Source organism: Lactobacillus isalae, from assembly GCF_947539375.1.
In the GTDB taxonomy this organism is placed as follows: domain Bacteria; phylum Bacillota; class Bacilli; order Lactobacillales; family Lactobacillaceae; genus Lactobacillus; species Lactobacillus isalae.
Genome location: NZ_OX443569.1, coordinates 1,191,096 through 1,215,069 on the forward strand (window position 1 = coordinate 1,191,096; position 23,974 = coordinate 1,215,069).

Sequence of the window (23,974 nt, forward strand, 5' to 3'; positions counted from 1 at the left end):
TCACTTGAAAATAACGCTTATGCTTATTGTGACACTTTTTTCATGAATCAATCGAAATGAGGGCCTTATTTTGACAAAATTTACTAAAAATAAACAAGAAAAAGACATTATCATTACCATCAAGCGCTTAGGTATTAATGGTGAGGGTATTGGATATTATAAAAAGAAAATCATTTTTATTCCTGGTGCTCTTCCAAATGAAGTCGTTGTAGCTAAAATAGTCAATCATCACCCACACTACTTAGAAGGTGAATTAGTTCGAATTAAAGAAAAATCTCCTGATAGAATTGCATTCCCTAAGGGAGTTGATCCAGCAGTTGGCGGATTAGAATTAGCTCATCTTTCTTATCCAAAGCAACTTGAGTTTAAACAACACTTAATTTTAGAATCACTTAGAAAATATCATCCAAGAGACTACATTAAATATAAAGTTAAAAAGACTATTCCAGCACCAAATGACTGGCACTATCGTAATAAAGCTCAGTATCAAATTGAATTTAATAAGGGTAAAAGTAAACTTGGCCTTTATGCTCCTAACTCACGTCGCTTGATCGATTTACCTGAGATGCCTACTCAAACAAAAGAAACGCAAAAAACTGAACGTGAAATCAAGAAATTAATTGATAAACTTCACATTCGTATTGCTGACTTTAGACGTCATAATGATGGAATTAAAACTGTTGTTGTCCGTCAAAGCAATGCTACTGGTGAAATTCAAGTGACTCTAATTACAATTGGTAAAAAGATTAAAGATCTCAAATTACTTGCTAGCCACATTATGAAGCTTCCTAATGTAGTTTCTGTCTTTCAAAATGAAACCCAATGGCAAAATCCTCAAGTATGGGGCAACAAGACTATTAAATTATTCGGAAAATCACACATTACTGAAGAAATATTAGGTAAAAAATTCAAACTTTCACCTCGTGCCTTCTTCCAGCTTAATCCTGAACAAACTAGCACGCTTTATTCAGAAGCACTTAAGTATCTCGATTTAACGCCTGATCAAACTTTAATTGATGCTTATGCTGGCGTTGGTACATTAGGAATATTAGCTAGTGACCAAGTAAGGCAAGTGATTGGAATTGAATCTATTCCTGAAGCCGTAATTGACGCACAAGAAAATTGTCGCTTAAATCATGTTAGAAACGCAGAATACGTTCAAGGAAATGTTGAAAAGCTACTTCCTGAATTAAAAAATCAAGGCGTTCCAATTAATGCTTTAATTGTCGATCCACCAAGAACAGGATTAAGTAAAAAATTGATCAAAACTTTACTAGAAGTTAAACCTGAAACTTTTGTGTATGTTTCATGTAACCCAGCCACTCTTGCAAAAGATCTAGTTTTGTTAAGCGAAGCTTACGATGTTCGCGTTATCCAACCAGTTGATATGATGCCTCAAACTCCGCGTTGGGAAGGTGTCACAAAATTAGTTTTAAGAAAAAATAAGTAAGTAACATATTAATCTGATTTTCAGCAGTCCAAGCGACTGCTTTTTTACATACAAAAAAGGTTGTAGACTGCCTAGACTACAACCTTTTTTCAAGTGGATGAGGTAAATACTATCTAGCGCCATAACATCAGTATCTGGGTTCAATATTATGACTTGATCAACATCACTTGTTTGCATCTGTATTGAATAACGACTATTTGATCTTACTAAGAGAATCTTGTCTTTAAAACACTACAATCTGGAGATAAAAACTTTTTACAATATTATTCTACCTCTCCACATGTCTTATTATAACAACTATGTAAGCGAATACAAGCTATTTAACTCGATATTGACGAATATCATCACGAACTCCGGCAAAATAATATCTACCCTTTTCTTCATCACTAGTGAGTTCAATATTATTTTCAGGATCCTCTAAACTTGCAGAAAATATTTCTTCGTATTCAGCAACAGTTAATTTCTTCCGCTCATCTAGTAACGCTTCATCAGCTTTCTTATCCAGCTCATTTTCATATCCTTCAACCACGTTTGCAGAATAAAATTCAGCCATGGCACCTGAACCATAAGAAAATAGCCCCACTAAATCGCCAGCCTTTAAGCCACCATTTTCAAGTAAACTAAGCAAACTTAAATATAACGAACCAGTATAAATATTACCTACATTAGCATTTAATTCTTTAGCAGCAGTAAAACTATCCATCAAGCGTGCATTAGTTTCTTCATCTACTCCTTCAACCGCTAATCGATTTGCCTTCAAGCCCATTTTAGTGAAAGGTAAATGATAAACAATCGCTGCAAAGTCTTTTGTTTCTAGTTTCTTCTGTTTTTTATAATCAGAAAAAGTATGTTTGAAAAAGTCTAGATAAACCTGAGTTGAGTACTTTCCATCTACCTTAGCTGTTTTAGAATAGTTTGGACGCCAGAAATCATTAATATCCTCACTATAAGCACTATGTCCTTCATTAAGCTCTAAAATTTTAGGATCGCTAGAAATTAATAAACTGACACTTCCTGCTCCTTGAGTAACTTCACCAGCAGTATTAATTCCATAACGGGCAATATCACTTCCAATTACAATTGCAGTTTGATCGGGATGTAATCGAACAAAGTCTTGAGCAATCATCAGACCAGCGGTCAAGCCAAAACATGCTTCTTTAACCTCAAAAGTTCTAACGGTTGGATCAAGTTTTAAGGCTGATTTTACAAATAATGACCCTGATTTAGATTGATCAACACTACTTTCAGTACCGAAAATCAACAGTCCAACCTTTGATTTATCAATTTTATCTAAGTAACGCAAAGTAGCATTAATTCCCATCGAAACTGCATCTTGCGTTGAATCAGCCACGCTCATTTTCTTCTGTCCAATTCCAATCAAAAACTTATTTGGATCTTGATTTCTAGCATGAGCTAAATCTACCATATCCACATACTTATTTGGGGTAAAATATCCAATTTGATCAATTCCAACCTTCATCTACTTTTTATCCTTTCTTATTTCTTTTAAAAATTTCATAGCAGCTTCTTGAGTATATTGCTTACTTTGCTGGAGCTTTTCTAAAACTTCTGCCTTTTCATCTTCAGTGGCATTTAAAGTTGCTACTAAGTTTCTAGCTTGCAACTTCATATGTCCAGCTTGAATGCCTTTAGTTGATATTGCTAAGAGAGCTGAAAAGTTATTGGCCAAACCAGTTGCTGCAATAATTTCTGCTAATTGCTTGGCAGATACATGACCAAGTAAGTTAAAACTTTGTTGAACATCTTTGCGAGACTTAATCGAGCCACCAACTACGCCAATTGCTAAAGGAATAGTTACAGTTCCGCTTAACTTATCTCCTTCAATATTCCACTTGCTCAATGATGTGTAGGTGCCATTTTCATTTGCTAAAACAGCAGTTGCTGCTTCAACTCCTCGATAATCATTACCAGTTGCGACTAAGACACTATCAACACCATTCATAATTCCTTTATTATTAGTTACTGCACGATATATATCATTTTGACCAATTTCGCTTAAAAGAACTATTTTCTTGGCTATTTCTAATCCACCAATACTATCTAGAGCTAAACTTACCTTTGCAGTAGTTAGCTGAGTTGGATAATTGGATAAAATCGCATACAAAGTATGTTTAATATCTACTTGTTTTTCTAATTTATTGCCTAAAAACTCTAAGATAGCATTTGTTTTATTAGCACCCATCGCTTCTGCTGGATCAACTAAGACACGAATAAAAACTAAATTTGCTTTTTTTGAAGCCTCAATTTCACGAACTCCCCCACCATGATTAACTAAACTAGCAAACTTTTGATTAGCTAACTCAACTAACTGTGGAAATTCTTCTCTAAAATTGGTCAAATCAAAATCATCAGAAACTTCTAAAACGATTTGTCCATAAATACCATTTCTGATACTATTTGCAACTACGCCACCATTTTTATTAAAAATTTTAGCTGCATGATTAGCTGCTGCTACAACTGAGGGTTCTTCAACGGCCATCGGCACACGATAAGCTTGTTGATTAACAATTAATCTAGGAAGAATTCCCAATGGAAGTCGAACTTGTCCAATCACATTTTCACTAAGTTTATCTAGCCTATCTAGTGCACCAGAATCAACTTCACTAAGTTCAATTCCTTCATTTTTAAGAAATTCTCTTCTCTCTTCTGGTAACCACTGATAAAACTTCTTCTTAGATAATTCTTCTGATTTCATATGCAATTCCTTGACCGCCACCAATACATAAAGATACAATAGCTCTTCTACCATTGATCTTACGTAAACTATTTACCGCACTCATTACTAAACGCGTTCCTGTTGCTCCTAATGGGTGTCCTAAACTAATTGCTCCACCAGCAATATTTAATTTTTCTTTTGGAATGCTCAAATCACGAGCGACGGCGTAAGCTTGGGCAGCAAATGCCTCATTAATTTCAACCAAATCATAGTCATCAATTGTACTATTAGTTTCTTTTAGCAGTTTCTTTATTGCAAAATATGGTGCATATCCCATGTAAGCAGGATCACAGCCAATTTCTGCATAAGCTCCTAAATAAGCTAAAGGATTTAAGTCCAATTCATCAACCTTTTTTTGATTAGCAAGCAAAAGCATACTTGCACCATCAGTTAATGGCGATGAATTACCTGCTGTAACGCGTCCATCTTCTTTAAATACTGGCTTTAATTTATTTAATGCTTCTAAACTTGTATCTGGTCGAATAGTTTCATCATGATCCAGAACTTCACCATCTAACTTAACTGGAGCATATTCTTCTTCAAACCAATTATTTTCTTGAGCCGCATAGGCCTTAGCATGAGAATCGCGTGCAAATTCATCCATATTTTGACGCGTAACTTGATATTTATCTGCTACATTTTCAGCAGTAATTCCCATTGGCTTTTGAGAATAGGCATCCCCAATTCCATCTATCATTAAACTGTCTCGGTATGCTGGATTTTCATCATGCTTTTTACTCTTATCAAGCAAAAGTGGAGCATTTGTCATACTTTCTGCTCCTCCAACAATGGCAATTTCGGAATCTCCAAGCAGCATCTGCCCCTGAGCAAACCGTAATGCCTTTAAGCTTGAACCACAAACATCATCTATGCTAGTCGCAACTATTGACTCAGCTAGTCCAGACTTCAAAGCAATCTGGCGAGCAATATTTTGCCCTAAACCAGCGCTTAAGACATTCCCAATCAATACATTATCAATCTTATCTTGTGAGATAATATTCTTTCTTAATAAGCCTTTAAGTGCTAAAACTCCCAAATCAACCGCACTTTTATCCTTATAAAATCCACGATACTTACCAAAAGGAATTCGATTCATTCCTACGATATAAACATCCTGTAACACGCTTCCACCTCTTAATAAAAATTATTCTAATAACTATGATAGCTCACAAACTTAAGCAGATACACTAAGTGCCATATTTTTAATCAATTCTAAAAAAAGATTGCTAAGCAATCCTAGCAATCTTCTACATATATTTATTCAAAAATTTATTTACTTTTTTCTGATATTGAACTGGTTTAGTCGCAAATGACTTTGCGTGCTTGGCCCCTGGAACAACCCAGAGTTCTTTTTTACCATTAGCAGCCCTATAGTTTTGATATACCATCTCAGTTGGTACAAAAGTATCTTTAGCTCCATGAATAAAAAGCATCGGCCGCTTATTTTTGGCTACTTGGTCTACGCTACTACCATCTTTTAAGAAATAGCCAGCTCTAAGTCTAGTAATTCCGCTTAGTACTTCAACTAATGGAAAACGTGGAAAAGCTGGAAAGTGATACAAATCTTCAGCTTCATGCTCTATTTCATCTTTCACATTTGTATAGCCGCAATCTTCAACATATGCCTTTACTTGCTTGGGCATTTTCAACCCACTAGCCATCATTGTTGTTGCTCCACCCATACTTACACCAAAAATAGCAATTTTACTGTTAGATCCATTCTTTTTAATAACTTTTTCTGCCCACTTTTTAACATCTACCTTTTCACGCCAGCCATATCCAATATAATTACCTTCACTTTGTCCATGTCCCCGCGCGTCTGGCAAGAGGGTATTATATCCCAACTTATGAAACATCGCTGCATAAGCTCCCATGGTATCTTTATTATTCATAAATCCATGAAGAATAATCACTGTCTTCTTAGAATTAGCTGCTGGAATATAATTTGCATCTAATTTCAAATTATCATCAGCTGACTTCATAATCCACTTTTGCTTAGGAACATCTTGATACCATTTCTTTTCTTTGTAAAGCGGATCAGTCTTTACTAATTTAGTATCATTATTAATAAAAGATTTATGTCCTGGAACAACTGCAACTTGATAGAAATATAGTCCAGCTGCTATAAAGAGACCACAAACTGCTAAAATAGAGATAATTACTATTTTTATTTTTTTACTCTTTATCTTCATTAGAAGACCTCTTTTTTAAAGATATAATCTATATTATCTCTAATAAATATAGAAATCAAGATATGGTGAATTAATATGTACTTAGATGATCTCTTAATTTTAATTTCTGACCTTCATCCTAACTTCCAATTCTTCTACCAAACTAGCAAATCTAATCCTGCTTTTCCAATTAGTAAGATTCAAGTTGAAGGAGATCAATGTTTATTATTACTTGGAAAAAAAGCTAAAACAATTACTCAAATAAAGCATTTATTAGATAAATTAAAGTATGCGCATATCCCAGTATATATTTACGACAAAGAATTAGATAAAAAAGAAAAAATTTTTGGTATTCAAATAAATCTAAATAAGGGAAAAGTTTACCTTTTATAAGACAAAAAAGAATGGAGCCAACGCTCCATTCTTTTAATTTTCATCTAAATATTTATTTAAGACCTGTAAAACACCGCTATCGTTATTGCTTGGGGCAAGATACTTAGCATGTTCTTTAGCAATCTCCATCCCGTTCTCCATCGCATAACTGTATTTTGCAAAATCAAGCATTGGAACATCATTACCACTATCACCAAAAACAATTAAGTCTTCGCCCGTTAAACCAAAACGAGCCAGTAAATTCTTTAGCCCCGTAGCCTTACTAATTCCATACTTAACTGCATCAATTGCAACAGGATTAGATGCAAACGTAGTAACTAATTTGCCGTATTTTTCATTAAAATCTCTTTCAATATCCTTAGCAATCTTACTATCATAATGAAAGGTTAATTCAATAAAAGTATCATCTGGTAAATCTTGCCAATCACTTATTTCAGTACTTTCCTTTGCAAAATATTGCAAAAATTCTTTATCTTTTGCTGGAGCTTCAGTTCCGATATAGGCCTTCTCTCTTCCATAAGCCATTGTTGCCATACTGCCATATTTATCATGAACAAAATTAATTAATTCAATTGTTTGTTTCTTATTTAATCCTTCAAACGCGACTTCTTTTCCTTCAACGATTAATCTTGAACCATTGGCGGTAACAAAATCCATTCGATCAATAAAATCAGAGAAATCATTTTTTAAACGAGCAAAAGGACGGCCACTGGCTACTATAAATTGAATATTATGTTTTTCAAGCTTATTTAAAACTTGATCAAAAAGTTCATGATCATAACTTCTCTTATCATTTAGAAAGGTTCCATCCATGTCAACCGCCACTGCTTTAAAAGGAATTGTCATATTTTTATCTCCTTATATGATAATAGCTTACTAACGATGGTTTAAAGCACCGTTTAATTTCTTACGATATACAAAATAAATAATTAAAATAATTGGCACAATAACTAATAAAATTGGATAAAAATAATCTGGAGCTAAATTTTGAGCAGTTATACCACCAATCATTGGACCAGCTGCCATTCCAATATCAAGGCCCAAATAAAAAGTTGAACTAGCTAATCCTTGCTCTTCAATTGGAGCTAACATCAAAGCCGTAGACTGATTTACAGAATAGATAACTCCATAACCAACTGACAGCATAATTGCAGCCAATCCCATTAACCAGTTATTAACCATAAAAGTAGCAACAATTAAAAATAAAATCATTGCTATTAAACTTAACCAGAACCAAAATCCAAATCGGATTAAATCAAAATACTTTTTCAAGCCAATTCTAATTAGTAATAAGGCAACTGCATAAATTACGAAAAAGTAGCCAACAGCTATCGAAAAATGCTGTCTTTCAACGTACACGACAATATCAGCCTGAGTAATAAAATATGGAATTGCAAAAAAAGTTGTCAATAAAGCTATCGGAATTGCATCCTTTTGGATAATTTTTATTTTCCTTTTTTTGCGATTTGCAATTTTAGGCTTAGCATGATTACCAACAAATTGAATTGAAACAATCATCAAAATAGCTGCCATTACAGCAAGCCATAGAGCGGACTTATAACCAATTACCTTATATAAATTAATAGCCAAAGCTGGAGCAAGCGCCATTGCTAAAGCATTCATTAATCCATAAAATCCCATTGCTTCTCCAACATGACTACGAGGAACTAAAAACGCTAACCAAGTCGTCATGCAAACAGTAGCTAAAACAAATCCAGTACCATTAATTAATCGAAAGATTAATAACCATACTCCTGATGGCGAAAAACAATAGCCTCCTACTCCAATTAAAATTAATATTCCGCCAATAAAAGACAGACTATATTTTGAAAAACGATCAGTTAAATTACCAGCCACAGGTCTTAAGAACATTGACACAACACTCATAATTCCCGTTATAACACCAGCAAAAACTGCACTTGCTCCCAAACTAATTGCATAACCGTTAATTAAAGGCGTTACAAACATAACTGAGAACATAAAAAAGAAAGACGCTGCCATAACTAAAATAACGTCTTTAGTATAAATTGATTGCCTTCTTTTCAATCATTTAGCTCCTCTCTAGCATTATTACTTTTAACTTTATCACATTTTTAATCCAATCAAAAAAGCCAGTTGAAATTACTCAACTGGCTTAATTATTTTCTTTAATTTAATTAATAACCCATGTAGCGGTCTCTTTCCCAATCAGAAACTGATTGAGTGTATTTAGACCATTCAAGATTCTTAGAATCAATGAAGCTTTGAGTTAGGTGTTCACCTAAAGCTTCTTGGATTAATGGGTCAGCCTTGAATGCTTTAACAGCATTATGCAAGGTAGATGGAAGTGGCTTAATACCACGCTTAGCTCTTTCTTCTTCTGACATTTCAAAGACGTTAGAAGTAATAGGTGCCATTGGCTTTTTAGCTTCTTTAATACCATTTAAACCAGCAGTTAAACATGCTGCAAGTAAAAGATATGGGTTAGCTGTTGGGTCAGCTGAACGCATTTCCAAACGAGTATTAATTTCTTCAGCATCTGGAATACGAACAAGTGGTGAACGGTTCTTAGAAGCCCATGAGATATAAACAGGTGCTTCAAAACCTGGAATTAAACGCTTGTATGAGTTAACAGTTGGATTACCAATTGCTGTTATTGCACGCGCATGCTCCAAAATTCCGTTTAAGAAGTAAAGTGCAGTATCTGATAAGTGGAATCCACCATCTTTATCGTAAAAGACGTTCTTACCATCCTTAAATAAAGACATATTAGTGTGCATCCCATTTCCAGCTTGGCCTTCTACCGGCTTAGCCATAAATGTAGCATATAAGCCATGCTTTCTAGCTACTTCACGAACCACCATCTTAAATGTTTGAACACGGTCAGCAGTAGTTAAAGCATCATCAAATCTAAAGTCAATTTCTTGTTGACCGTCACCTACTTCATGGTGAGCAGCTTCAACTTCAAAACCGATATTTTCTAATGTTTCAACAATATCACGACGACATCTTGCACCTTCATCATCAGATGTCATGTCAAAGTATGAAGCATGGTCGGGAACTTCAGTAGTCCAATTGCCATCTTCACCTAACTTAAATAAATGGAATTCTGCTTCAAAACCAATATCAAAATCAGTAAAGCCCATGTCATTCATTTCTTTAAGGACACGCTTCAAGTTATTTCTTGGGTCTCCTTCAAATGGTTCACCATTGGTCTTATGAACGGAACATACTAAACGACCAATTTTACCACCCTTTTCATCTCCCCAAGGCAAAACTGCCCAAGTAGAGAAATCTGGGTATAAAACCATGTCACTTTCTTCTAGACGAACAAAGCCATCAATTGAAGAACCATCAAAACGAATGTCATTAGTTAAGACTTTATCTAATTGACTTGTTGGAACTTCAACAGCCTTAGAGGTTCCGTTAATATCAGTAAAAGCTAATCTTAAGAAACGAACATCGTTATCCTTAACACTCTTTTTAATATCTTCTGCAGTAATAGTTTTACTCATTGTACACACCTATTCTAAAGAACTAAGCCTAATATTTGCAACTGGTATAGTCCTTAAAAATCTATTCACTACTTGTGCTTATGCACAATGAAAACAATAACAGACTAAATTGGTCTCGTCAATCAATATTAATATTTTTTTAGATATATTTTAAACTTATTATTATAAAGACACTTATAATAGTCTGTCATCGTCCTCATTTTTAATTATTTAAAAAATCATTTATTTCTTTAAGTGCTTTTTCCGATACATTTTCATCTTGCAACGGATCAAGCCAAACAACAGGTAATTGATGCTTAAAATACGTTAATTGCCGTTTTGCGTATTTGCGCGAAGCTTGTTTTAACTTATCTACGCATTGATCAAGCGTCTTTTGGCCAGAAAAATAAGGGAAAAATTCCTTATAACCAATTGCTTGAATGGCTTGGTGTTCTCGTTCACGATTCTTATAAACAAACTCAGCTTCCTTAAGTAAACCAAGATCCATCATTTTATCTACTCGCTTATTTATTCGTTGATAGACTTGCTCTCGTTCACTATTTAATCCAATAATTAAGGCATCATATCTTGGTAAAATTTTCTGTTGCTGCTTGCTAAATAGTTTACCTGTTCGGCTAATTACCGTTAATGCTCTAAGCGTTCTACGATTATTTTGTGGAGCAATTTTTTCAGCAGCTGCTGGATCCTTTTCATTAAGAAGCTGCCACAATTTATCCTCGCCGTTTTCTTTCAAATATTCTTCCCATTTAGGATCAACGCTAGTTTTATATTCTCCAGGCTCTCCTAATTGAAGCTTATTAACCAATGCATTAATATAAAAACCAGTTCCTCCAACAACTAAAGGTATAGCATTATTATTTGCAATTTCACTTACCGCATTTGTAGCTTCTGCAACAAAATCTTTAACGGAGTACTCATCAAAAATTGAGCGTTGATTGACTAAATAATGTTTTACTTTATTTAACTCCTCATCAGTCGGCTTGGCCGTACCAATGCTTACTTCTCGATAGATCTGCATTGAATCACCAGAAATAATTTCCGCATTAATCTTTGGCGCTAAATTCAATGCTAGATCAGTTTTTCCAATTCCGGTTGGTCCAATCAGGACAACAATTTTTTGCATTTTAAATCCTCTATTTCTTGATATCAATTCTAACAAAAAACTGCTATTTCTTCAGACTTAATATAGCAAAAGGCTTTATCGAAATAAGAATTATTGCTAAAATTTGAATTGATAAAATAATTTTTAGGGAGGCATTACTATGGCAAAGAAATTTGGAGCTGGTGTTGTAACAGGTGTTTTAGCAACTGTTGGCGCTCTTGCCGCAGGACTTGCTACTTACAAGAAAAAGGTAGTAGAACCTGAACAAAAAGAAGCTGACAGAATTGAGCAAAACAGAATTAAAGCCAACAGAAAGAGCTACTCAGCTCACCAAGGTTAAAATAAAAAAGAGAGATTAATCCCCGTTTAAAGGTGTTGATCTCTCTTTTAGTATTTAGAGGCCTTTGTTTGGCCATCCCATTTTTCAAAGCCATCCTTTAGCCAATATACTTTTTTATAGCCTTTCTTTTGTAAAAAACGCGCTGCTCTAATAGTTAAAGCACTTGAGTCAGAATAAAGATAGACTGGCAAATCTGGACGAATTTCTTGATATTGATACTTGAACATCGTATACGGTATATTACGTGCTCCTAAAATATGTTCTTTTTTAAAAGGCCCCTTTTCACGTACATCAATAATTTGTGCCTTTCTCTTTCCATTTTCAAATTCTTCATTAGTTAAAGCACCACCAACCCGCTTTGATTGAATCCATGTCCAAAGCCAACTCAAGGCAAAGGCTAAAATAATGATGATTAAGATAATGTTGATAATCCCAAAAATATTCATTAACTACTTACCCCTATATAAGAATTTCTATAGTACTATGATAATCCATTACTATCTTTTGCGCTAGTTTCCTTTTCTTCTTCAATTTCATGTTCATGACTTAAAATCAACTTTGCATTCATATATTCCTTTTTAGAAACTACGCCGGCATGATATAAGTTATCTAGCTCAATTCCCATCAATTCAATATCCCACTTACGTTTACCAACATAAACTATAATATTGAATTTTTTTAAAAGTTTTTGAACATCGTGTAAATTTTTCATTATTAATTACTAATCACTATTCCCTGACGTAAACAGAATACAACGTAAATAATTGCAATTACTGCCGCAATAACTCTTAATTTATGGTGATACTGTCTTAAATGAGCACTTCCAAAAATTATTCCTAAAAGAAAACCAGATATTAAACCACCAAGATGACCAAAAATATCAATATGACTGGCAAACAAATCAAGCGCCAAATTAATAATAGCTAAGGCCAGTGCTTGTCTTCCTAAATAGTCGATTGCTGGAATTGATCGATTTGCTAAATATAGCGCAATGACAACCCCAAAAAGTCCAAATAAGGCAGTTGATGCACCAGCACTAACTACTGAATCGCTTCCGTAGGCATAACTTAATAAGTTTCCGCCAACACCTGACAATAGATAAACAATTAAAAACCGCCAGTGACCTAAAAGTGGCTCCATAAATTGACCGATGTAATAGATCATTACTGCATTAGAAGCGATATGTAACCAACCAATATGCAAAAACTGAGCCGTAAACAAGCGCCACCATTGATGCTCAACAGTAACAAGCTGATTATTCATCGCACCCAGACGAAGCAATGTATTAATATTAGTCGATCCACCCATTATTGTTTCAATTATAAAGACAATAAAGAGTACTATTAAAATTGTATTTGTAACAAAAGTGCTAGAAAATCGGCTAGATTTCAAATTCTGCATTGCAAATCTTCCCCCTTACTTAGCTAAAATGAAATTCTTAATTGGAATATCGTGTTTTTCAACTTCCCATGACGTTTTACTAAAGTTTTGAAGTGAATTAACTAAACTAAGAGTTTGTGCTTCGTGCTTTTCTAAAAAACGATCATAATATCCACCACCAAAGCCAAGTCGACTGCCTTTATCCAATCCGTAAGCAAGACCTGGAACGATAATTAAGTCTAAGTCATTTTTTACTATAGCTTTAGGATCATGATCTTCTAAAACACCAAATTTAGTTTTAGTCAGATTTGTATTTTGATCATAATATGTAAATTCCATCTTTCTCTTTGATAAACAACGCGGAATATACACACTCTTTCCCATCTGCCACAAAGCGGCAATAATTGGGGCTGTATCAACTTCTAATGGCATTGAAATAGAAATACCAATACTATTCACTTCACGTATCAGTGGGCTCATAAGCATCTTTTCTTTTAGTCTAGTATCTTCTAAAAGCTTCTGCCTTGTGCTTGCAAATTCTGTTAATCTTTTTATTTGTAAATTTCGTAATTCGTTTTTATTAATCAAATTCATCAAATATCACTGGATACAAAAAAACAACAGGAATTGCCTGTTGCTTTGATTACTTAGTTTCGCGGTGAAGTGTTACCTTTCTTTCAACTGGGCAATACTTCTTTAAAGCTAAACGTTCCGGATGCTTACGCTTATTCTTTTCAGATAAGTAACTTCTATCGCCACATTCGGTGCATTCAAGGATAATATGTTCTGCCATCTTTTCCACCACCTACTTATTTAGTTAACTGTTAAACTATACCATGTTTTTCCTACTTTTACCAGTACTTTTCTATTTATTAAGTTTGAAGTAGTCTTCAACCATTGCCTTTGCAACTTGAAGTGTATATGTTCCTTCTTTATCTGGATCTAGTCCTGGGAAGACAACTGCAATCGCAATTTGTGGATCCTTTGAAGGTGCATAACCAACAAAAGTAGCGTTAATAACTTCTGGTGCATTTGGATTACCTGGATTATCCTCATCATAATAGAAAGTTTGAGCAGTACCAGTCTTACCAGAAATTGAAGGTTTTACATCCTTTAATGAATGAGCCGTTCCCCATGAATTAGTACCGTGAACCACACGATAAAATCCTTGGTGAATGACATCAAGCTGATCTTGAGTCCAAGGAATACGCATTTGTACTTGAGGCTTAGTATTATAAAGAATTGATACCTTATTTCCTTGTGAATTAGTTTCACCAACAGATTGAACTAAGTATGGACGCATACGATATCCACCGTTAGCAATTGTTGAAACATATTGCACAAGCTGAATTGGTGTATAAGCATCGTAGTTTCCGTAAGCTAAGTCAAGTACAGAACCAGTAAGCAGTTGGCCTGCTGAATTGTATGAGCGACCTTGAATACCAGAAACCTCACCTGGAAGGTCTACACCAGTCTTCTGTCCCAAACCAAACATTGCAAAGTTACGTCTTAATTTAGTAAATGCATCTGATGGCATTGAAATAAAACTATGTGGTGTATACTTCGCATTTACCCATCTTAAAGCTAATTGCATCATATAGATGTTACTTGAAACTTCAAGAGCAGTTGGAGCATCTAAGCTACCAAAAGTACCAACTGGATAAACGGATTTCTTAATTGGAGATCCTGGCAAGTAGATTGGTGTATCAGGCATTACATTGTTAGTTGGTGTAATAATACCGTTCATCAATCCACCAGCAACAGTAGCACCCTTGATTGCAGAACCCATAACAAAGGATTTGTTAATTACACCCAAGGCATCATCGCTATCTTTATTAGTTTTAGCGTTATGATCAATACCTGCAATTGCTAAAAGTGCACCAGTCTTTGGATTCATGGCCACAGCATATGCTCCATTTGAGTACTGAGTAGCACCTGCAGCTTGAGCTGAAGCATAAACTTTTTTCAAAGTCTTTTCAACTTCTTGCTGGTACTTAGCATTCATAGTCAAAATTAAACTTGAACCACTTTGACCCTTATAAACAGTCTTCGTCTGTTCAACGCCATCTTTTGACTTAGTTACCACTTGCGATTTAGATTTTGTTCCCTTTAAAAGTGGCTCATACTTTTCCTCAAGATAACTTGTACCAACACGGTCATTACGTGAGTATCCTTGAGTTAAATAGTATTGCAAGTTATCACTTGGCAAACCAGCTTTTTCTGAAGAAACTGAACCAATGATACTTTTAATGGATTTTCCATTTGGATAGTTTCTTGACCAGTCTGTTCCAATACCTACACCTGGCAATTCAGATAAGTGCTCCCCAACTAAAGCCATTTCACGGTCAGTTAAATCTTTATTTTTAATATAGATAGTTGAAAGCGTATATGCTCCAGATATCTTATTAAAAATTAAAGCTGCTGTCTTTTGACGCTTAGTGAAATGAATATTCTGCTTTTCAACACGCTTTAAAACATTATTATAAATTTGACTGGAGCTTAAAGCATCCCCGTTACTGTCATAGCGTTCAGATTTAGGCAACTTTGCTGTTTCTTTTTCTGAAATTTTGCTATTAGCTAAATAATAATCATAAAGCTGTCTCTGAGTAGGCTTTTCATCATCAAGTGTTATGTATTGACTTAAAGCGTTAGAAACTTTATATATTTGACTAGACGTAACACTAGAATTTTTGGTATAAGTAATTGCGTTATTAGCTTTATTACCTACCAAAACTTTACCGCTACTGTCATACATCACACCACGTGGCACATTATTTGATACAATCTTTTGGTCTGTTTGCTGTACTTCGGCTTGAAAACGGCCGCCGTAAAAAAGCTGCAAGTATGCTAATTGACCAATCAATAATAAAAATAAAACTAAAATGACGCCCAAAATAATCTTCATTCTTAGGGGCGTCGAAGTGGAATTTCTATTCGAACCTTTACTTTGTTTTAAATAATTCAAAATTCTAACCTCACTAAACTAGAATTGATTTTAGCAAAAAAAGCATCTAAATTCTATTTTTCCATCGATGAAAATCGCAATAATTATATATTCTTAAGAAGTAGGGTATTTATTAATGATTATTACTAAAATTACAACGCATTTTAAAAACAAATATCTATATTGGCTTGCTTTTTTACTACCCACTTGTATCTTTGCAAGTTATTTTCTATATCGCGGTCAAGAGATTTTAACAGTTGACTTGGGCCAGCAATATATTGATTTTCTTTCATTTTATAAAAACAACTTACTCTCTCATCCCCTAAACTTTATTTTTACCTTTAGTAGTGGCCTCGGGAACTCTTTTATTGGAACTGCAGCATATTATTTAACCAGTCCCTTTAATTTGCTCTTATTTATTTTTCCAAATTCCTTCCTACCTCAAGCAATTCTTTTTATTATCAGTTTAAAAGTAGGCAGTATTGGATTAAGTAGCTTTTACTATTTTCAGAAATTTTTCAAAGGCGAAGACAAGATTTTTGCCCTTGCTGCTAGCCTCGCCTTTGCCCTAAATGGATTTGTAGTCAGCTATAACTTAAACCTGATGTGGTTAGATAGTCTAATCTTATTGCCACTTTTACTGGATGCAATAGATAAACTATTTACGCAGGAAACGCATTATTTTTATCTTAGCATGATTACATTTTTACTGTGGTTTACCAATTTCTACACAGGCTTTATGGCGCTTTTCTTTGGCTTACTTTATTTTATTACGAAGTTGATTAATCATTCTTTTTCTAAAAAACAGATTATTCAGTACCTTGCAAAAAGCATCCTCGGAACCAGCTTAGCTGCATTTGTCTTGTTTCCTGCCTTTTTTGAAATATTAAACGGTAAGATACAGTCTGATACTACCTTATCCATGGACGTTCAATTTGCGCCATATCAATCTCTTTATAAATTAACAATTGGCGCTTTCAACTTTACCGAAATGGAAAAAGGACTACCAAATATTTTTTTAACTAGTATATTTACCCTCTTATGTGTGCTTTACTTCTTTAATCGACACTTTTCAATTAAAGAAAAAATCACAGCAGCCACTTTACTTCTATTTTTATTCTTCTCTTTTTCTTTTAATCCTTTGGTCTTACTTTGGCACTTAAGTCAATATCCAGTTTGGTATCCAGCACGCTTTAGTTTTATCTTCTCTTTTTACGCAATCTACCTCGGAGTTCAAGTTCTTGCTCATATTCAAAAATTTAGTGTCAGCAGTAAAATAGCATGTTTACTACTAGTACTTAGCTTAAGTGCCTTTCTTTTCTTGAATCTTCACCAAAAAGAATTTTTAAATCAAACTAATATTACCCTTACCATTCTTTTTCTACTTTGCAGCCTGTTAATAATTCTCTTTTTCAATTACAAATGGATTCCTGTAATCTTTTTTGGCATTGTTGGGCTTGAAGTAAGTATTAACTTATTAGCAAGCTTAGACAATATTTCTTACCAAAAAAACTTTGACTACACTAATTTCACTAAAAATGTTTCTGAAAGTACGGCATACTTACATAAATATGACAATAGCTTATATCGAACTGAAAAGACATTTACCCGTTCCGATGATGATCCTTTAAGCAATAACTACTATGGCATTAGTAATTTCAACTCTATTTCTGATCGTTCAACCATCAACTTAGTTGAATATTTAGGACTTGAAAATAATGACAACTCTTTTACCAACAATTTTGCCACTCCATTATCAGATAGTATTTTAGGAGTGAAATATGATATTGTTCCTATCAAAAATCGTCGAAACTTACCTCAAAACAAACAAATAGTCTTCACTAGTGCCTTTTATCGGCCAGATCTAGTTAACAATCAAGTAGTTAAAAGTTTCGAACAACTTCAAATTAGAAAAAATAATTCTGCATTACCACTCATTTTTATTTCTCCCGCTAATCTAAAAACAACTTTTTACACTAGTATGCCGGCAGCAAATCAAAATGCCTTATTTAATAGCATTACAGGACAAAAAAATGATTTATTCAACAGTTTATACTTAACACAGCCTACGAAATTAAAAAATGTCAAGTTAACTAAAAATATTAATGAGTATAAAAAGAATACGAACACTAAAAACGCCACTATTACTTTTGAAATATCATCGTTTCAAAAAGGGCCATATTACTTAGAACTTCCTTCAAACTTGGATGAAAATACAACATCAATCATTGTTAATGACCATCAGCTTAATAATCAAGATCTAGGGATTTCAAATAAATTATTAAACATTGGCTATTACTCTACAAATAAACCAATTAAAATCATTTTCAACTTAAATAAAAAAGACATCAACTTAAATGGTGTGCGAGTACTTCAATTTAAAGAACAAGAATTTAAGCAGATAATCAAAAAGTTTAAGCAAAAACAACCTATAACCTATCAAACAAGTCCTATTTCCTTAAGAATCAACTATAGTGCGGAAAAAAAGAAAATCTTAAATTCCACTATTCCTTACTCAAGAAATTGGATAATCTTTAACAATGGTAAGCTCCTTAAAACTCAAAAATTTGCTCAAACTTTTCTAAGTGCTCAGCTAAGCAAAGGACAACACCATCTCCTCTTAATTTATGTTCCTTTTGCATTTCTACTAGGCCTTTTAATTTCAATAGTTTCTCTTATTATCATGTTTATTTTCAAATCAAAAAGGGATTAACCTGCCGTAATGACTAGGTTAATCCCTTTTTTGGACAAAATATTAAAATTAGTTCAATGTTTTTACATCATTGATAGTAACATCAAAAGTTCCACCAGGAGTATTGATAGTTACTTTTTCACCCTTTTTCTTACCAAGTAAAGCTTGAGCAATTGGTGAATCATTAGAAATTTTTCCATTAAGTGGATCAGATTCATCAGATCCAACAATAGTATAAGTTTCTGGATCATCAGTACCTACTTCTGTATAAGTAACAGTCTTACCAATTGAAACTTCGTTAGGATCAACGCTATCTGCATCAACAACTTGTGCATATTTAAGCATTTGTTCAATTTGAACAATACGTTGCTCTACTGCACTTTGTTCATCTTTAGCTGCATCATATTCTGAGTTTTCTGATAAGTCACCAAATGATCTAGCAACCTTGATTCTTTCAATAACTTCTGGACGTTTTACTAATTTTAAGTTCTTTAATTCTTTCTGAAGCTTTTCCTTACCTTCAGCGGTCATTGGATAAACTTTTTCTGCCATACTAAAAATTCTCCTTACCTATACCTATTTTTCTTTGCACCAATCAGCTTATGTTTTCTACCTAAAAAAGTCAACCATTTTTACTGACCTAAACTACTATTTCGCTTCAAATGCTCATCGTAGTTTTCATTGTAGTAAACCTTACCAGTCTTCAGGTTAGCAACAAAGTATAGATAGTTAGACTTAATTGGGTTCAATACTGCACTAATAGAATCTAAACTTGGATTGTTGAATGGTCCTGGACCATATCCCTTATGTACATATAAGTTATATGGCGATTTCACTTTAATATCCTTTAGCGTCAAAGAATGCTTATGCTTATTCAAAGCATACATTACTGAAATATCAGATTGAAGTGGCATATTAGCCTTAAGTCGGTTAAAGAACACACCAGCAATCATCCGTCTGTCCTTAGTTTTTACACCTTCACGTTCTACAAGAGAAGCCAAAGTTAATACTTCCTGAACAGTTAAATGCTTTTTCTTAATTGAACTATAGTATGGTTGTAAAACTTGATCAGTCTTATCGACCATCTGGTTAACAAGTTCTTTTAAAGAAGCTCCTTGATAAACATCGTATTTAGCCGGGAAGAGATAACCCTCTAAGTGATAACGAACACCCTTACTATTCATTGAACTAGTCAAAAGTTTAGGATATTGTTTTTCTAAACTCTTCATAAAACTTTGGTCTTTCATCAATTTCAAGAAGTCTTGACGGCTATATTTTGTATTCTTACCAACTGTAGTAGCAATACTATCAATTGTTTGTCCTTCTTTTATCAAAACGTGACCAACAATTGGTCGTCCGCCTCCGCCTTGCAATTGACTAATAATTTCTTTGTTATGCATTGAAGGTGACAGGTAAAAATTACCTGCCTGAAAATTAGTTGCACTATGGCTCTTTAACCAAAAGTTAAAAACTGCTGCATTTCTAATAATCTTTTTCTCTTGTAAAATCTGAGCGATTTGACTATTAGTTGCTCCTGCAGGAATGTGAACACTAACAACATCTTCATCATGACGATTTGCAGGTTGAAGTGCATAACCAACATAGCAACCCCCAATTAAGACAACTAAAACTAAAATTGCTCCTAATCCACTAAGAATCCAGCGCGTAACCTTTTTAGATGCCTGTTCTTCTAGCTCATGATTTTTCTTTTTGTCCTGATTTAGCAAATGCTTTTCCTCCGAAAATCACAAAAATCTAAGACAATTATAGCAAAGCTCCCTAGAAAAAAATTAGCGAACTTTAATCTTTAGACTTTCTTTCAGATCTGCCTCAATTTTTTCCATTGCTTTAGCAACTACATCATCAGTTAATGTATCTTTTTCATTTAAGAAAGTTAATGAGTAAGAAATTGACTTATGACCTGATTCAATTTGACTACCAGCATAAACGTCAATTACTCGTATATCATGAAGATACTTGCCACCATTTAATTTGATTTGAGCTTCAATTTGCGCATTGGTTACTGCATTTGGCACTAATAGTGATAAATCACGTTCAATAGCTGGGAATTTAGGAGCAGCTTTGGCTTTCATTCCCTTATTAAGCATTGAAATAATTGCATCTAGATCAAGCTCATAAGCATAAATTTCACTTCCACGCAAAGCCTTATCAAGAGTAGTAACAGTATGAGCAAGCATTCCAATTAAACCTACATATTGGTCATTAATGTAAATACCAGCCGTTCTAGTTGGGTGCATCCCAATAATGGTTTCTGGACGATACTCTACGTCAGCATCCTTAATACCGATTGCTCTAAATAAGTTAGTCAATTGACCTTTTACAAAGTAGAAATCAATCTTTTGATCTAAGTGTTGCCAGTTTGCTGACAAGGTATGACCTGAGTAAAGGGCAGCTAAATGTTCATGTTCATTAAAAGTATTATTTTCATGATCATAAACTCGACCTTGTTCAAACAAAGCTAATTCCTTTTGCTTACGAGCCATGTTATAGCTTGCAGCATCAACTAATCCAGTTAACAAGTTTTCTCTCATCGTTGAACGACTTGAGTTCAATGGCCATTGAACTTCAACAACTGGCTTAGGATCTTTAGTAAATGAGATTGCCTTTTCTGGAGAAGTTAATGAATAAGAAATAGCTTCCATTAAGCCTTGTCCTTGAACAATATCCTTAATTCTGCGCATTGCAGTTTCTTTTTCTGAATAACCACCGTGCGTCTCAGCCAAAAGTGGTTGCGTAGACTTTAAGTTATCGTAGCCATAAATTCGACCAACTTCTTCAACTAAGTCTGCTGGAATTGAAATATCCCATCTTCTATTAGGAACTGTAACAATTAATTCATCTTCAGAACCAGCAACAGTAAAGCCTAAACGATCAAAAATCTTCTCCATTTCAGCTCTACTTAATTCTGTTCCTAATACTTTGTTGATGTATGAAACAGTAGTTTTAACTACTGAAGGATTTCTTTGAGCGTCAGTTGCTTTAATTTCACCTTCATTAACTGTACCATCCGCATCATTACGTAATAATAAAGCAGCCATATCTAGGGCCTTTTGAGTATTATCCCAGTTAACGCCCTTTTCAAAACGGCTTGAAGCTTCAGTACGATTTGCATGACGCAAAGCAGATTTTCTAACGCTAGTTCCATCGAAAATAGCGGATTCTAAGATTACATCAGTAGTATCATCTTCAACTTCTGAATTCTTTCCACCCATAACGCCAGCCATCATTACAGGCTTTTGTCCGTCAGTAATAATAATGTCGTTTGGATCTAATTCAACTTCTTTATCGTTTAATAAAGTAAGTTTTTCACCTTTATTAGCTTTTCTAACTTCTAACTTACCATCTTTAAAAGTACGTGCATCATATGCATGCATTGGTTGACCAGTTAAAAGCATTACGTAATTAGTTACGTCAACAACATTGTTGATTGGGCGAATGCCTGCGTTCCAAAGACGTCTCTGCATCCACAATGGACTTTCACCAATTTTTACATTAGAAACTTTTCTTAAGTAAAACTTAGGCGCCAATTCTTCATCAACTTTAACATCTAATTCATCAGTCCACTCAGGTCCATCTGCCTTAAGAACTACTGGTTCAACCTTAGGTTCTTCATCAACAATTGCGCCAACTTCATAAGCTGCACCTTCCATTGACAAAGTATCAGCACGGTTGGGCGTAATATCAAAGTCTAAAATGTAGTCATCCATTCCAAGCGCTTCATAAACTTCTTCACCTGGTTTTACATCTGAGTCCTTAGGAAATACGAAAATGCCATCTGCGTACTTTGCAGGTACAACTTTATCTGCAAAACCAATTTCCTGAAGACCACAAATCATTCCGTTTGATTTAATTCCGCGAATTTTACCACGCTTAATCTTTTCATTGCCTGCAATTCTTGCACCATGCAAAGCAACAATGACATCTTCGCCGGCTGCAACATTAGGAGCTCCACAAACGATTTGAATTGCATCTTCTTCACCTACATCAACTTGACACTTATGCAAGTGAGTTCCCTCAATATCTTCACATTCTAAAATATGACCAACCACTAATTTTTTTAGGCCTTCTGCTGGATGGTCTACTGATGCAATTTCGACACCAGTTCTAGTAATTTTTTCTCCTAAGTCTTTAGGATCTTCGTCTAAATCAAGAAAGTCTTTTAACCAGTTGTATGAAACGAGCATTAATCTTCCTCCTTACGGAATTGTGCTAAGAAACGAACATCATTAGTGTAGAAATCACGAATATCAGAAATACCGTATTTCAAAATTGCAAAACGATCCAAACCTAAACCAAAGGCAAAACCACCATAAACTGTTGAATCAACGCCAGCATTTTCCAAAACGTTAGGGTGAACCATTCCGGCACCAAGTACCTCAATCCAACCAGTATACTTACAAATTGGGCATCCCTTACCATCACAGTTGAAACAAGAAACATCCATTTCAACTGATGGTTCAGTAAATGGGAAGTAAGATGGACGAAGACGTGTCTTACGATCTTGACCAAAGACATGCTTAGCAATCATTTCTAAAGTACCCTTAAGGTCTGACATAGTAACGTTTTTATCAATTACTAAACCTTCCATTTGTTGGAATTGGTGAGAGTGAGTTGCATCATCATCATCTCTACGATAAACCTTACCAGGACCCACCATCTTCAATGGACCTTTAGAAAAATCATGTTTTTCTAAAACTCTAGCTTGATCTCCTGAAGTTTGAGTTCTAAGCAAGTTTTCTTCATCAATATAGAAAGTTGCTTGCATGTCACGAGCTGGGTGATCCTTAGGCAAGTTCATCATTTCAAAGACATAATGGTCAGTTTCAATTTCTGGGCCTTGTACTACTTCATAACCCATTCCAATGAAGTAGCTTTCTAGGTCATCTAAAATAATATTGATTGGGTGCTTTGAGCCTAAATGTCCTTCGCGACCTGGTAAAGTCACATCAATTTTTTCTTCTTCTAATTTTTTAGCAATTACTGCTTGTAAGAAATGATCCTTTGCCTCATCTAATTGCTTTTGAAGAATATCACGAACTTGATTTACTTCTTGACCAACCTTTGGTCTATTTTCTGGTGCAATATCTTTCATTGAGTGTAAGATTTCAGTTAATTCACCCTTACGACCCATTAGTTCTACTCTGATCTTATCAAGCATCTTTTGATTTTCAGCTTGCTTAATTTGATCTAATCCTTCTTCTTTTAACTTATTTATTCTATCGAATAAGTCCATCTCATTTTCCTTTCCAA

22 protein-coding genes are annotated in these 23,974 nt (G+C 34.4%); 4 read left to right on the plus strand and 18 right to left on the minus strand.

Translation table 11 applies throughout. The features are described 5' to 3' along the window. The first annotated feature begins 70 nt into the window (after positions 1–70). Complete coding sequence (rlmD, locus tag QM512_RS05855; protein WP_282804858.1) at positions 71–1,450, plus strand: 23S rRNA (uracil(1939)-C(5))-methyltransferase RlmD; 1,380 nt, start codon at positions 71–73, stop codon at positions 1,448–1,450. A 316-nt stretch (positions 1,451–1,766) separates the two neighbouring features. On the opposite strand, the gene QM512_RS05860 is transcribed toward rlmD, so the two are convergent. From QM512_RS05860 to QM512_RS05875, 4 genes are all read right to left on the minus strand, one after another. Then, a complete protein-coding gene (locus QM512_RS05860; protein WP_282804859.1) occupies positions 1,767–2,930 on the minus strand; it encodes a hydroxymethylglutaryl-CoA synthase in 1,164 nt (387 codons plus the stop codon). Then, positions 2,931–4,166 (minus strand): hydroxymethylglutaryl-CoA reductase, degradative, encoded by a 1,236-nt coding sequence (locus QM512_RS05865; RefSeq protein ID WP_282804860.1) that lies wholly within the window; start codon positions 4,164–4,166, stop codon positions 2,931–2,933. It abuts the gene before it with no gap. After that, complete coding sequence (locus QM512_RS05870; RefSeq protein ID WP_282804861.1) at positions 4,144–5,310, minus strand: thiolase family protein; 1,167 nt, start codon at positions 5,308–5,310, stop codon at positions 4,144–4,146. Before QM512_RS05870 ends, QM512_RS05865 begins: the two co-directional genes overlap by 23 nt. Before the next feature lie 124 nt (positions 5,311–5,434). Further along, on the minus strand, positions 5,435–6,379 hold the full coding sequence (locus QM512_RS05875; RefSeq protein WP_282804862.1) for an alpha/beta hydrolase: 945 nt from the start codon (positions 6,377–6,379) through the stop codon (positions 5,435–5,437). 75 nt (positions 6,380–6,454) lie between these two features. Here QM512_RS05875 and QM512_RS05880 point away from each other — a divergent pair, with 75 nt between their 5' ends. Further along, complete coding sequence (locus tag QM512_RS05880) at positions 6,455–6,751, plus strand: hypothetical protein (RefSeq protein ID WP_282804863.1); 297 nt, start codon at positions 6,455–6,457, stop codon at positions 6,749–6,751. 33 nt (positions 6,752–6,784) lie between these two features. On the opposite strand, the gene QM512_RS05885 is transcribed toward QM512_RS05880, so the two are convergent. The 4 genes from QM512_RS05885 to miaA all read right to left on the minus strand — a co-directional run bounded on the left by QM512_RS05885 (position 6,785) and on the right by miaA (position 11,368). Beyond that, entirely contained in the window at positions 6,785–7,597 is an 813-nt protein-coding gene (locus tag QM512_RS05885) for a Cof-type HAD-IIB family hydrolase (protein ID WP_282804864.1), read from the minus strand. 30 nt (positions 7,598–7,627) lie between these two features. Next, on the minus strand, positions 7,628–8,797 hold the full coding sequence (locus QM512_RS05890) for an MFS transporter (protein WP_282804865.1): 1,170 nt from the start codon (positions 8,795–8,797) through the stop codon (positions 7,628–7,630). Positions 8,798–8,907: 110 nt separating this feature from the next. Beyond that, positions 8,908–10,245 (minus strand): type I glutamate--ammonia ligase, encoded by a 1,338-nt coding sequence (gene glnA / locus QM512_RS05895; RefSeq protein WP_282804866.1) that lies wholly within the window; start codon positions 10,243–10,245, stop codon positions 8,908–8,910. Positions 10,246–10,447: 202 nt separating this feature from the next. After that, the gene (gene miaA, locus QM512_RS05900; RefSeq protein WP_282804867.1) at positions 10,448–11,368 is read right to left on the minus strand and encodes a tRNA (adenosine(37)-N6)-dimethylallyltransferase MiaA; all 921 of its coding nucleotides are present in this window, start codon (positions 11,366–11,368) and stop codon (positions 10,448–10,450) included. A 139-nt stretch (positions 11,369–11,507) separates the two neighbouring features. On the opposite strand from miaA, the gene QM512_RS05905 reads away from it, so the two are divergent. Then, positions 11,508–11,687, plus strand: coding sequence for a DUF3042 family protein (locus tag QM512_RS05905; RefSeq protein WP_004897769.1), 180 nt, complete (start codon positions 11,508–11,510; stop codon positions 11,685–11,687). Positions 11,688–11,734: 47 nt separating this feature from the next. Here QM512_RS05905 and QM512_RS05910 read toward each other — a convergent pair whose 3' ends face one another. From QM512_RS05910 to QM512_RS05935, 6 genes are all read right to left on the minus strand, one after another. Continuing rightward, a complete protein-coding gene (locus tag QM512_RS05910) occupies positions 11,735–12,133 on the minus strand; it encodes a rhodanese-like domain-containing protein (protein WP_282804868.1) in 399 nt (132 codons plus the stop codon). Positions 12,134–12,168: 35 nt separating this feature from the next. Continuing rightward, the gene (locus tag QM512_RS05915; RefSeq protein WP_004893755.1) at positions 12,169–12,399 is read right to left on the minus strand and encodes a YqgQ family protein; all 231 of its coding nucleotides are present in this window, start codon (positions 12,397–12,399) and stop codon (positions 12,169–12,171) included. Positions 12,400–12,401: 2 nt separating this feature from the next. After that, complete coding sequence (locus tag QM512_RS05920) at positions 12,402–13,088, minus strand: rhomboid family intramembrane serine protease (protein ID WP_282804869.1); 687 nt, start codon at positions 13,086–13,088, stop codon at positions 12,402–12,404. A gap of 15 nt (positions 13,089–13,103) precedes the next feature. After that, positions 13,104–13,661, minus strand: coding sequence for a 5-formyltetrahydrofolate cyclo-ligase (locus tag QM512_RS05925; protein ID WP_282804870.1), 558 nt, complete (start codon positions 13,659–13,661; stop codon positions 13,104–13,106). Between the two features lie 49 nt (positions 13,662–13,710). Continuing rightward, on the minus strand, positions 13,711–13,860 hold the full coding sequence (gene rpmG / locus QM512_RS05930) for a 50S ribosomal protein L33 (protein WP_003646937.1): 150 nt from the start codon (positions 13,858–13,860) through the stop codon (positions 13,711–13,713). A 72-nt stretch (positions 13,861–13,932) separates the two neighbouring features. Continuing rightward, positions 13,933–16,032 (minus strand): peptidoglycan D,D-transpeptidase FtsI family protein, encoded by a 2,100-nt coding sequence (locus tag QM512_RS05935; protein WP_282804871.1) that lies wholly within the window; start codon positions 16,030–16,032, stop codon positions 13,933–13,935. 115 nt (positions 16,033–16,147) lie between these two features. On the opposite strand from QM512_RS05935, the gene QM512_RS05940 reads away from it, so the two are divergent. Further along, on the plus strand, positions 16,148–18,724 hold the full coding sequence (locus QM512_RS05940; RefSeq protein WP_282804872.1) for a YfhO family protein: 2,577 nt from the start codon (positions 16,148–16,150) through the stop codon (positions 18,722–18,724). A gap of 48 nt (positions 18,725–18,772) precedes the next feature. On the opposite strand, the gene greA is transcribed toward QM512_RS05940, so the two are convergent. From greA to pheS, 4 genes are all read right to left on the minus strand, one after another. Further along, on the minus strand, positions 18,773–19,255 hold the full coding sequence (gene greA / locus QM512_RS05945) for a transcription elongation factor GreA (RefSeq protein WP_003646934.1): 483 nt from the start codon (positions 19,253–19,255) through the stop codon (positions 18,773–18,775). Positions 19,256–19,335: 80 nt separating this feature from the next. Next, entirely contained in the window at positions 19,336–20,430 is a 1,095-nt protein-coding gene (gene mltG, locus QM512_RS05950) for an endolytic transglycosylase MltG (protein WP_282804873.1), read from the minus strand. 63 nt (positions 20,431–20,493) lie between these two features. Further along, positions 20,494–22,908 (minus strand): phenylalanine--tRNA ligase subunit beta, encoded by a 2,415-nt coding sequence (gene pheT, locus QM512_RS05955; RefSeq protein ID WP_282804874.1) that lies wholly within the window; start codon positions 22,906–22,908, stop codon positions 20,494–20,496. Next, positions 22,908–23,957, minus strand: a complete 1,050-nt coding sequence (gene pheS, locus QM512_RS05960) for a phenylalanine--tRNA ligase subunit alpha (protein WP_282804875.1) — start codon at positions 23,955–23,957, stop codon at positions 22,908–22,910. Before pheS ends, pheT begins: the two co-directional genes overlap by 1 nt. Positions 23,958–23,974 lie beyond the last annotated feature (17 nt).